The sequence below is a fragment of the Streptomyces sp. 15-116A genome (genome assembly GCF_025290915.1).
In the GTDB taxonomy this organism is placed as follows: domain Bacteria; phylum Actinomycetota; class Actinomycetes; order Streptomycetales; family Streptomycetaceae; genus Streptomyces.
Map to the genome: position 1 here is coordinate 1 of NZ_JAOCQE010000216.1, position 11,245 is coordinate 11,245.

At 70.5% G+C, this 11,245-nt stretch carries 8 protein-coding genes; 6 read left to right on the forward strand and 2 right to left on the reverse strand.

Going from position 1 to position 11,245, the window contains the following annotated elements:
• The first annotated feature begins 72 nt into the window (after positions 1 to 72).
• From N4P33_RS26375 to serA, 5 genes are all read left to right on the forward strand, one after another.
• Complete coding sequence (locus N4P33_RS26375) at positions 73 to 3,063, forward strand: bifunctional diguanylate cyclase/phosphodiesterase (protein WP_260829274.1); 2,991 nt, start codon at positions 73 to 75, stop codon at positions 3,061 to 3,063.
• Between the two features lie 230 nt (positions 3,064 to 3,293).
• Complete coding sequence (locus tag N4P33_RS26380; protein WP_260829275.1) at positions 3,294 to 5,144, forward strand: acetolactate synthase large subunit; 1,851 nt, start codon at positions 3,294 to 3,296, stop codon at positions 5,142 to 5,144.
• Between the two features lie 21 nt (positions 5,145 to 5,165).
• Complete coding sequence (gene ilvN, locus N4P33_RS26385) at positions 5,166 to 5,690, forward strand: acetolactate synthase small subunit (protein ID WP_030614411.1); 525 nt, start codon at positions 5,166 to 5,168, stop codon at positions 5,688 to 5,690.
• 120 nt (positions 5,691 to 5,810) lie between these two features.
• Positions 5,811 to 6,809, forward strand: coding sequence for a ketol-acid reductoisomerase (gene ilvC / locus N4P33_RS26390; RefSeq protein ID WP_260829277.1), 999 nt, complete (start codon positions 5,811 to 5,813; stop codon positions 6,807 to 6,809).
• Between the two features lie 230 nt (positions 6,810 to 7,039).
• Positions 7,040 to 8,629, forward strand: coding sequence for a phosphoglycerate dehydrogenase (gene serA, locus N4P33_RS26395; RefSeq protein WP_260829278.1), 1,590 nt, complete (start codon positions 7,040 to 7,042; stop codon positions 8,627 to 8,629).
• Between the two features lie 77 nt (positions 8,630 to 8,706).
• On the opposite strand, the gene N4P33_RS26400 is transcribed toward serA, so the two are convergent.
• The gene (locus tag N4P33_RS26400) at positions 8,707 to 10,239 is read right to left on the reverse strand and encodes an MFS transporter (RefSeq protein ID WP_260829279.1); all 1,533 of its coding nucleotides are present in this window, start codon (positions 10,237 to 10,239) and stop codon (positions 8,707 to 8,709) included.
• A gap of 108 nt (positions 10,240 to 10,347) precedes the next feature.
• Here N4P33_RS26400 and N4P33_RS26405 point away from each other — a divergent pair, with 108 nt between their 5' ends.
• On the forward strand, positions 10,348 to 10,944 hold the full coding sequence (locus N4P33_RS26405; RefSeq protein ID WP_260829280.1) for a TetR/AcrR family transcriptional regulator: 597 nt from the start codon (positions 10,348 to 10,350) through the stop codon (positions 10,942 to 10,944).
• Here N4P33_RS26405 and N4P33_RS26410 read toward each other — a convergent pair.
• Positions 10,925 to 11,245 (reverse strand): CdaR family transcriptional regulator (locus tag N4P33_RS26410; RefSeq protein WP_260829281.1); only part of this gene is annotated, 321 nt, incomplete at its 5' end. The two genes, N4P33_RS26405 and N4P33_RS26410, sit on opposite strands and share 20 nt — an antisense overlap.

Consider the following 11,245-nt stretch of genomic DNA (forward strand, 5'->3'; position numbering starts at 1 on the left):
GGGCGCCCGCCGGAGGCAGGCCCCGGTGCCCCGGGGCCCGAGGGACCCGGGAGCGCGGACCGGGAGGGGCCGGTGAGCGCGCCGACCCCCACGACCACGCTCGACGGAGCGCTCAGGCCGCACTCCCCGCCGGTGCTGCCGCGCCCCGCCGACGACGGGCCCCGGCAGGGCCTGGTCCCGCAGCTCGTCCTTGCCCTCGTCTGCGCGGCCTACGCCGTCGGTGCCGCATGCGGCTGGGGCTCGGACCAACTCGCGCTGATCATGGGGGACTTCGGGCTGAGCGCCGCGGCGGCCGCCGCCGCGGTCTCCTGTTTCGTCTACGCGCGCGGCCGCCGCACCCGTTTTCGCCCCGCCTGGCTGCTGTTCGGTCTCTCCTCGGCCATGGCGTCCCTGGGCAACCTCGTCTGGGGCTGGTACGAGGTCGTCCTGGGCGTGCCCGTGCCCAGCCCCAGCTACGCCGACCTGTTCTTCCTGTGCTTCGCGCCGCCCGCCATCGTGGGCCTGCTGGTGCTCGCCAAACGGCCCGTGACCAAGGCCGGCTGGGTCTGTCTCGCCCTGGACGCCTGGCTGATCGGCGGCTCCCTGCTCACCCTGGCGTGGAGCCTCGCGCTCGCCCAGGCCGCGCAGGCGGGCGGCCCCGACGTGGCGCACACGGCGCTGTCGCTGGCGTACCCGCTGCTCGACATCGCCCTGATCAGCATGGTGCTCGCGCTGCACTTCCGGCGTTCGGCGGTGAACCGCTCCGCGGTCAACACCGCGATCGGCGCCCTCGCGCTCACCGTGCTGTGCGACGCCCTGTTCACCTCCCCGCTGCTGCACAACGACTACCGCTCGGGGCAGCTGCTCGACGCCGGCTGGTTCGCGGGCTCGCTGCTGCTGGCGTACGCGCCCTGGACCGCCCCCCGGGGAGGCCGCCCGGAGGAGGAGCAGCACACGCGCGTGGTGCGCGAGCATCTGCCCGGGCAGCGCAGCGGACCGCACCCCCAGCCGCCCCCGCCCGCGGGCGAGCTCGGCCGCTACTCCGCCGCCCGCCCCATCGCGGGCTCCCTCGCCGCCCTCACGCCGTACCTGGCCGCGGCGGTGTGCACGCTGGGGATCCTCTACAACGTCCTCAACGGCCGCAGCGTCGACCGCGTGGTGCTGCTCACCGGCGGCACCGTGGTGCTCGCCCTCGTGGTGCGCCAGGGCATCATGCTGCTCGACAACATCACCCTCACCCAGGAACTGGCCCAGAAGGAGAACCACTTCCGCTCCCTGGTGCAGGGCTCCAGCGACGTCATCATGATCGCCGCCCCGAACGGCATCCTGCGCTACGTCTCCCCGGCTGCCGCCGGGGTGTACGGCCGGCCCGCCGAGGAGCTGGTGGGCAGCGAACTGGCCCATCTGATCCACCCGGAGGACCTGGGCTGCGTCGTGCACGAGGTACGGCGTTTTCTCGCCGCCAGTCCCGCCGACGAACCCACTACGCGCATCGAGTGCCGCTTCCGCTCGGGCGACGGCGGCTGGCTGAACGTGGAGTCGACCGTCAACCGCCATCACGGGGGCCTGATCTTCAACAGCCGGGACGTCACCGAGCGGGTCCGCCTCCAGGCGCAGCTCCAGCACAACGCCGAGCACGACCCGCTCACCGACCTGCCCAACCGCGCGCTGTTCACCAAGCGCGTCCAGCAGGCCCTCTCCGGCCGCCGCGCCTCCGACCGGGGCGCCGCCCTCCGGGGCACGGCCGTGCTGTTCATCGACCTCGACGGCTTCAAGGCCGTCAACGACACGATCGGACACCAGGCCGGGGACGAGCTGCTCGTCCAGGCCGCCCGCAGACTCAAGGACGCGGTCCGCAAGGGCGACACCGCCTCCCGGCTCGGCGGCGACGAGTTCGCCGCGCTCATCGTGGGCGACGGCGCCCGCGACCGGGACGCCCGCGAGCGCCACATCCTGGAGCTCGCCGACCGGCTCAGAGCGACCCTCTCCCAGCCCTACCTCATCGACGGCAACGATGTCCGGGTCAACGCCTCCATCGGCGTCGCCTTCGCCGAACCGGGCCTCGGCGCGGGAGAGTTGCTGCGCAACGCCGACCTGGCGATGTACCGGGCCAAGGCGGCGGGCAAGGGCCGGGTGGAGCTGTACAAGCCGCAGATGCAGCAGGACGTCGTCCGCAGGGCCGAGCTGGCCACCCGGCTGCGCTCCGCGCTGCACGACGGCGAGTTCGCCCTGCTGCACCAGCCGGTGGTGTGCCTGGAGGACGGCCGGATCACGTCGGTGTGCGCCCAGGCGCGCTGGCGCTCCTCGCAGGGCGTGCTGTTCACCCCGGCGGAGTTCCTGCGGGTCGCCGAGGACAGCGAGAAGACCGCCGAGCTGGGCCGATGGGTGCTTCAGGAGGCCGTCGAACAGGCCGCCGAGCGCCAGGCGACCGGCGTGGCCGTCCCCGTGGCGGTGCGGATCGGCGCGCGGCGGCTGCTCGACCGGTCGCTGCCGCTCGGCTCGATCGAGGCGCTGCTCACCCGGCACGGACTGCCCTCCGGCTCGCTGATCATCGAGCTGGCCGACACCGGCCCCGGGGTCTGCCTCGACGAGCTGGAACGCCGTCTGACCGCCCTCAAGCGGGTCGGCGTACGCATCGCGCTGGACGGCTTCGGCAGCGGCCACGCGGCCGTCACGGCCCTCAGACGGCTCCCCCTCGACATACTCAAGCTCGACCGGAGCCTGGTCGACGGCGTCGTGGAATCGGCCCGGCTGCACAAGATCACCGGCGGGCTGCTGCGCATCGCCGGGGACCTCGGGATGCAGTCCGTGGCCGACGGGGTGGATCTGCCCGAGCAGGTCGCCGCGCTGCGCGCGCTGGGCTGCACCCACGGGCAGGGCATGGCGTTCTCCGGCCCGCTGGACGAGTACCGGCTGCGCCGGGCGCTCGGCACCGGCCACTACCCGGTGCCGCACCAGCCGGCCGGACCCGCGCTCACCACCGGTGCGCACGTGGCCGGTGTGTACTCCGCGGGGGTGACGGCCGTGCTCAGTACGGGTACGACCCTGCGCTCACATGATGAGACTCCCGTCCCACCCACTTGACACCGGGTGCGTGCCGGGGGGAGGGTCAGTGCCATGCGCACCCGAATTCTCGTACTTGGACAGCGCGTCGGCTGAAGCTGAGCCCCGATCGCTCAGCGCCCCACACCCGGCGCGCTCCCCTCGCTTGCCTTATGGCACGAGGGGTTTTTTGTTGCACCAGCACCTGTCGCACAGCCCGCGAACACCACGCAAACCTCGCAAAAACCCTCAGCATCGAGAAGAGAATGCCGATGACCGAGCAGGCCACCGGGGCCCATCATCCGCAGCCGCGGCCCCGATCCGGAGGACAGCAGTCCGCCCCCGTCGAGCACGTCACGGGCGCGCAGTCCCTCATCCGCTCTCTCGAGGAGGTCGGCGCCGACACGGTATTCGGCATTCCCGGCGGTGCGATCCTTCCCGCGTACGACCCGCTGATGGACTCCACCAAGGTGCGCCACGTCCTGGTCCGCCACGAGCAGGGCGCCGGCCACGCCGCCACCGGTTACGCGCAGGCCACCGGCAAGGTCGGCGTCTGCATGGCCACCTCGGGACCGGGCGCCACCAACCTGGTCACGCCGATCGCCGACGCGCACATGGACTCCGTGCCGATGGTCGCGATCACCGGCCAGGTCGCCTCCCGCGCGATCGGCACCGACGCCTTCCAGGAGGCGGACATCGTCGGCATCACCATGCCGATCACCAAGCACAACTTCCTGGTCACCAAGGCCGAGGACATCCCGCGCGTCATCGCGCAGGCGTTCCACATCGCCTCCACCGGCCGCCCCGGCCCGGTGCTGGTCGACATCGCCAAGGACGCCCTGCAGGCGCGCACCACCTTCTCCTGGCCGCCCACCATGGACCTGCCCGGCTACCGGCCCGTCACCAAGCCGCACGCCAAGCAGATCCGCGAGGCAGCCAAGCTGATCACCGCCGCCAAGCGGCCGGTCCTCTACGTCGGCGGCGGCGTGCTCAAGGCCGGCGCCACCGCCGAGCTGAAGGTCCTCGCCGAACTCACCGGAGCGCCCGTCACCACCACCCTGATGGCGCTCGGCGCATTCCCCGACAGCCACCCGCTGCACGTGGGAATGCCGGGCATGCACGGTGCGGTCACCGCCGTCACCGCGCTGCAGAAGGCCGACCTGATCGTCGCCCTCGGAGCCCGCTTCGACGACCGCGTCACCGGCAAGCTGGACAGCTTCGCCCCGTACGCCAAGATCGTCCACGCCGACATCGACCCGGCCGAGATCGGCAAGAACCGCGCCGCCGACGTGCCGATCGTCGGTGACGCCCGCGAGGTCATCGCCGACCTGGTCCAGGCCGTGCAGAAGGAGCACGCCGAGGGCAACCAGGGCGACTACACCGCCTGGTGGAACGACCTCAACCGCTGGCGCGAGACCTACCCGCTCGGCTACGACCAGCCGGACGACGGCTCGCTGTCCCCGCAGCAGGTCATCGAGCGCATCGGGCAGCTCGCGCCCGAGGGCACGATCTTCGCCGCGGGCGTCGGCCAGCACCAGATGTGGGCCGCGCACTTCATCCAGTACGACAAGCCCGCCAGCTGGCTCAACTCCGGCGGCGCCGGAACCATGGGCTACGCGGTCCCCGCCGCCATGGGCGCCAAGGCCGGCGCGCCCGAGCGCACCGTCTGGGCGATCGACGGCGACGGCTGCTTCCAGATGACCAATCAGGAACTCACCACCTGCGCCCTGAACAACATCCCGATCAAGGTCGCCGTCATCAACAACGGCGCCCTCGGGATGGTCCGCCAGTGGCAGACGCTGTTCTACAACCAGCGCTACTCCAACACGGTGCTGCACTCCGGCCCCGACGACATCAACCCGGACGCGCGCGGCACGCGGGTGCCCGACTTCGTGAAGCTGTCGGAGGCCATGGGCTGCTACGCGATCCGCTGCGAGCGTCCGGAGGACCTGGACAAGGCCATCGAGGAGGCGAACTCGATCAACGACCGCCCGGTCGTCATCGACTTCATCGTCCACGAGGACGCCATGGTGTGGCCGATGGTCGCCGCCGGCACCTCCAACGACGAGATCATGGCCGCCCGGGACGTCCGCCCCGACTTCGGCGACAACGAAGACGACTGAGCGAGAGAGACCGAAGAGATCATGTCCAAGCACACGCTCTCCGTCCTTGTGGAGAACACCCCCGGCATCCTCGCCCGGATCGCCGCCCTGTTCTCCCGTCGCGGCTTCAACATCGACTCGCTCGCCGTCGGTGTCACCGAGCACCCCGACATCTCCCGCATCACCATCGTGGTGAACGTCGAGGACCTGCCGCTGGAGCAGGTCACCAAGCAGCTCAACAAGCTCGTCAACGTGCTGAAGATCGTCGAGCTCGAGCCCGGGCAGGCCGTTCAGCGCGAACTCGTTCTGGTGAAGGTGCGCGCGGACAACGAGACGCGCTCCCAGATCGTCGAGATCGTCCAGCTGTTCCGCGCCAAGACCGTGGACGTCTCCCCGGAGGCCGTCACCATCGAGGCCACCGGCAGCAGCGACAAGCTGTCCGCGATGCTCAAGATGCTGGAACCGTACGGCATCAAGGAGCTCGTCCAGTCGGGCACGATCGCGATCGGACGCGGTGCCCGTTCGATCACCGACCGGTCGCTGCGCGCCCTCGACCGAAGCGCCTGACACGCCGTCCGGGCGGCTTGCGTCACCGTGAGCCGCCCGTATGGCGAGACCCCGAAACTTCCCTTCCGCCCGCCGTCATACGGTGGGACGCAACACCTGCACACAAGGAGAGAACCCAAAGTGGCCGAGCTGTTCTACGACGCCGACGCCGACCTGTCCATCATCCAGGGCCGCAAGGTCGCGGTCATCGGTTACGGCAGCCAGGGCCACGCCCACGCGCTGTCGCTCCGTGACTCGGGTGTCGACGTGCGTGTCGGTCTGCACGAGGGCTCCAAGTCCAAGGCGAAGGCCGAGGAGCAGGGCCTGCGCGTGGTGAGCCCGTCGGAGGCCGCCGCCGAGGCCGACGTCATCATGATCCTGGTCCCGGACCCGATCCAGGCCGAGGTCTACGAGAAGCACATCAAGGACAACCTGAAGGACGGCGACGCCCTGTTCTTCGGTCACGGCTTCAACATCCGCTTCGGCTTCATCAAGCCCCCGGCCGGCGTCGACGTCTGCATGGTCGCCCCCAAGGGCCCGGGCCACCTGGTGCGCCGTCAGTACGAGGAGGGCCGCGGCGTTCCCTGCATCGCCGCCGTCGAGCAGGACGCCTCCGGCAACGCCTTCGCGCTGGCCCTGTCGTACGCCAAGGGCATCGGCGGCACCCGCGCCGGTGTCATCAAGACCACCTTCACCGAGGAGACCGAGACCGACCTGTTCGGTGAGCAGGCCGTCCTGTGCGGTGGCACGGCCGCGCTGGTCAAGGCGGGCTTCGAGACGCTGACCGAGGCCGGTTACCAGCCGGAGATCGCCTACTTCGAGTGCCTGCACGAGCTGAAGCTGATCGTCGACCTCATGTACGAGGGCGGCCTGGAGAAGATGCGCTGGTCGATCTCCGAGACCGCCGAGTGGGGCGACTACGTCACCGGCCCGCGGATCATCACCGACGCCACCAAGGCCGAGATGAAGAAGGTCCTCGCCGAGATCCAGGACGGCTCCTTCGCGCAGGCGTGGATGGACGAGTACCACGGCGGTCTGAAGAAGTACAACGAGTACAAGCAGCAGGACTCCGAGCACCTCCTCGAGACCACCGGCAAGGAGCTGCGCAAGCTCATGAGCTGGGTGAACGAGGACGCGTAAGCCTCGACCGACGGGGCCGGAGCTCAGTACTCCGGCCCCGTTGGCCATGCCGTCCAGCCACGGACGGGTGATCCTTCCGAAGTGGCGCAAGGTGATGCCCCCCGCGCCACTACACTGCTCAGTACATACGCGTCAGGCCCACAGCGTCGTGCGTCTTCCACGCGGCAAGCATCCCTCCACCGCCTGCGGCCGTCGGGACGGCCGTCCGCATTGGACTTGTGAGGACTCACGTGAGCTCGAAACCCGTCGTACTCATTGCTGAAGAGCTGTCGCCCGCGACCGTCGACGCGCTCGGTCCGGACTTCGAGATCCGCCAGTGCAACGGAGCGGACCGCGCGGAACTGCTGCCGGCCATCGCCGATGTGGACGCGATCCTGATCCGCTCGGCCACCAAGGTCGATGCCGAGGCCATCGCCGCCGCGAACAAGCTCAAGGTCGTCGCCCGCGCGGGCGTCGGCCTGGACAACGTCGACGTCTCCGCCGCCACCAAGGCCGGCGTGATGGTCGTCAACGCCCCCACCTCCAACATCGTGACCGCCGCCGAACTCGCCTGCGGTCTGATCATCGCCACCGCGCGCAACATTCCGCAGGCCAACGCCGCGCTCAAGAACGGCGAATGGAAGCGGAGCAAGTACACGGGCGTCGAGCTCGCCGAGAAGACCCTCGGTGTCGTGGGTCTGGGGCGGATCGGCGCCCTCGTCGCACAGCGGATGTCCGCCTTCGGCATGAAGGTCGTCGCCTACGACCCCTACGTGCAGCCCGCGCGCGCCGCGCAGATGGGCGTCAAGGTGCTGTCCCTGGACGAGCTGCTCGAGGTCTCCGACTTCATCACCGTCCACCTGCCGAAGACCCCCGAGACCCTCGGCCTGATCGGCGACGAGGCGCTGCGCAAGGTCAAGCCGAGCGTGCGCGTCATCAACGCCGCGCGCGGCGGGATCGTCGACGAGCAGGCGCTGTACTCGGCGCTCAAGGAGGGCCGGGTCGCGGGCGCGGGTCTCGACGTGTACGCCAAGGAGCCGTGCACCGACTCCCCGCTGTTCGAGTTCGACCAGGTGGTGTGCACCCCGCACCTCGGGGCGTCCACGGACGAGGCGCAGGAGAAGGCCGGTATCGCGGTGGCGCGTTCGGTGCGGCTCGCCCTCGCCGGAGAGCTCGTCCCCGACGCGGTGAACGTCCAGGGCGGTGTCATCGCCGAGGACGTCAAGCCGGGTCTGCCGCTCGCCGAGCGCCTCGGGCGGATCTTCACCGCGCTCGCCGGTGAGGTGGCCGTGCGGCTGGACGTCGAGGTGTACGGCGAGATCACCCAGCACGATGTGAAGGTGCTGGAGCTGTCGGCACTCAAGGGTGTCTTCGAGGACGTCGTCGACGAGACCGTGTCGTATGTGAACGCGCCGCTGTTCGCGCAGGAGCGCGGGGTCGAGGTGCGGCTGACCACGAGTTCCGAGTCGGCGGACCACCGGAATGTCGTCACCGTGCGGGGGACGCTGGCGGACGGGGAGGAGATCTCCGTGTCCGGCACGCTGGCCGGGCCCAAGCACGTTCAGAAGATCGTCGCCGTGGGGGAGTACGACGTCGATCTCGCGCTGGCCGAGCACATGGTGGTGCTGCGGTACGAGGACCGGCCGGGTGTGGTCGGTACGGTGGGGCGGATTCTCGGTGAGGCGGGGCTGAACATCGCCGGGATGCAGGTCGCTCGCGCGACGGTGGGCGGGGAAGCGCTGGCCGTGCTGACCGTGGACGACACGGTGCCCTCCGGGGTTCTGGCCGAGGTTGCGTCGGAGATCGGGGCTACGTCCGCTCGGTCGGTGAACCTCGTGTGAGTGGGCCACCTGGGGGCTCCGCCCCCAGACCCCCATTTCCCACCCTCCCACCCGTCTCGGTTGGTTGAGTCGTTTGCTCAGGCCGCGGCTTCCACCTGCTCCGGCTCCTCCTGCTTCCGTACGCGGATTCCGCGCAGGCCCCTTGCTGCCAGGGCTGCCGCCGCCGTGAGGAGCAGTGCTCCTGTGAGCGCCGCGGCCTGCATGCCGGTCGTGAAGGACTCGCGTGCCGCCGTGGCCAGGTTGTCTCCCGCTCGCCCCGGGAGTTCGGCGGCGACGGCCAGTGCGCCGCCCAGGGTTTCCTGTGCGGCATCGGGTGCCGTGGAGGGCATCTCGTGGTGGTAGACGGCCGTGCCGATGGAGCCCAGGAGCGCCATGCTCAGGGCGCCGCCGAACTCCGTGCCGGTCTCCATGAGGGACGAGGCCGAACCGGCCTTCTCCACCGGTGCCGAGCTCAGGGCCAGGTCGGTGACCAGGGACATCACGACCACGATGCCGGCCGCCAGCACCCCGCACGCGGCCAGGACCAGCCACAGGGAGTCCGTACCGGAGAGTGCCAGCAGGGCGTAGCCGGCCGCCGCGATCAGGAAGCCGCCGGTCACGACGTACGCGCGTTCCACGCCCCGCTGGACGAGCTGCGCGGCGACCGGTGCGGCGGCGCCGATGAGCACCGACGGCAGCAGGCTCCACAGGGCCGCCTCCAGCGCGCTCTTGCCGAGCACCGACTGCAGGTACTGGGTCGTGAAGTAGGCCGAGCCCATCATGCCGAACGCCGCCACCGTGTTCAGCACGAGCGCCGGGGTGAAGCCGTGCCCGCGGAACAGGGCCGGGGAGATCATCGGTGAGGCCACCGTGCGCTGGCGGTGCACGAACAGCGCCGCGAACAGCAGGCCGACGGTGACCGAGACGACGTAGCGGACGTTCCAGCCCTCGGAGGGCAGTTCCTTCAGGCCGTAGACGACGGGGAGCACGGCCGCCATGGACAGCGGGACGCTCAGCCAGTCGAAGCGGCCGGGGGCCGGGTTGCGGGACTCCGGGAGCAGGAGCGGGCCGAGGAGGAGCAGCAGGGCCATCGCGGGCAGGTTGACCAGGAAGACCGAGCCCCACCAGAAGTGCTCCACGAGGACGCCGCTCATCACCGAGCCGAGCGCGATGCCGGCGGTCATCACGCCGGACCACAGGCCGATCGCCTTCGCCCGCTGGCCGGGGTCGGTGAACATCGTGCGGACCAGCGCCATCGTCGACGGCATCAGGGTCGCGCCGCCGATCCCGAGGATCGCGCGGGCCGCGATCAAGGTCTCGGCGGTGTGGGCGTAGGCCGCGAGCAGCGAGGCGGCGCCGAAGGCGGCCGCGCCGATCAGCAGGAGCCTGCGGCGGCCGATGCGGTCGCCGAGTGCGCCCATCGTCATCAGCAGGCCGGCCAGGACGAAGCCGTAGACGTCGAAGATCCACAGCTGCTGGGTGCCGGTCGGCTCCAGGTCCGCGCTGATCTGCGGGATCGCGAAGTAGAGGACGGAGACGTCCATGGAGACCAGCAGCAGCGGAAGCATCAGCACGCAGAGGGCGGTCCATGCGCGGCGCCCGGCGCGGGACGGGGTCGAGGTCGTCGTCATGACGGTGAATGTACGCGTGTATTAAACGTGTGTCTAGAACGACTGTATAGAACGTCTGTGTGAGACGGGCGTCTGGGACGTTCGTATGGACCGGAGTAGGGTGACGCCATGGGACACCGTGAGGATCTGCTCGAGGGCGCCAAGCGCTGCCTGCTCGAGAAGGGGTTCGCGCGCACGACGGCGCGGGACATCGTCAAGGAGTCGGGGACCAACCTGGCGTCCATCGGCTACCACTACGGCTCGAAGGACGCGCTGCTCGCGGAGGCGTATCTCGCGCTGGTCGGTGACCTCTCCGGCGCCTTCGACGGCGAGGGGAGCGGCGGGATCACGGCCGAGCCCGGCTCGATGGAGCGGTTCCAGGAGGTGTGGGCGAACATCATCGGCACCATGCGGGGCCCCGGTTCGATGTGGCGGCTCAGCGTGGAGATCGTGGCCATGGGTGACCAGCTGCCCGCCGTACGCGATCATCTGGCGCGGCAGCAGCGGGACGCCGAGCGCGCTCTCGTCTCCCTGTTCATGGGGATCCCGGAGGCGGACATCCCGGACAAGACCCTGGACACGCTCGGCCGCTTCTACACGACGCTGATGACGGGCCTGATCGTCCAGTGGAACTTCGACCCGGACACGGCCCCGGAGGCGGACCAGCTGACCGCGGGCCTGCGCCAGGTGATCCAGGGGGCCGTCGCTACAGGCGGTGCGCCTTGAGGGTCATGTGCAGCAGCAGGCGGTCCTCGCCGTCGTCCAGGTCCAGGCCCGTGAGCTGCTCGATGCGGGACAGGCGGTAGTACAGCGTCTGGCGGTGGATGCCCAGCTCGGCGGCCGTGCGGCCGGCCTGGCCCGCGCGGTCGAGGTAGACCTCGGCGGTGCGGGCCAGTTCGCGGTGGGCGGGGGAGAGGAGCGGGGCGACCACCGGGTCGTGGACGGCCGGGGCGGGAAGGGCCGTGAGGAGGCGGAAGGGCCCGATGGAGGCCCATTCGGCGATCGGGCCGAGCCGGGGCTCCGCCCG

What these genes read in the sequence shown, in the direction of transcription:
- N4P33_RS26380 (WP_260829275.1), top strand. Translation starts at nt 3,294, where the DNA reads ATGACCGAGCAGGCCACCGGGGCCCATCATCCGCAGCCGCGGCCCCGA.
- N4P33_RS26400 (WP_260829279.1), bottom strand. Translation starts at nt 10,239, where the DNA reads ATGACGACGACCTCGACCCCGTCCCGCGCCGGGCGCCGCGCATGGACC.
- ilvN (WP_030614411.1), top strand. Translation starts at nt 5,166, where the DNA reads ATGTCCAAGCACACGCTCTCCGTCCTTGTGGAGAACACCCCCGGCATC.
- N4P33_RS26405 (WP_260829280.1), top strand. Translation starts at nt 10,348, where the DNA reads ATGGGACACCGTGAGGATCTGCTCGAGGGCGCCAAGCGCTGCCTGCTC.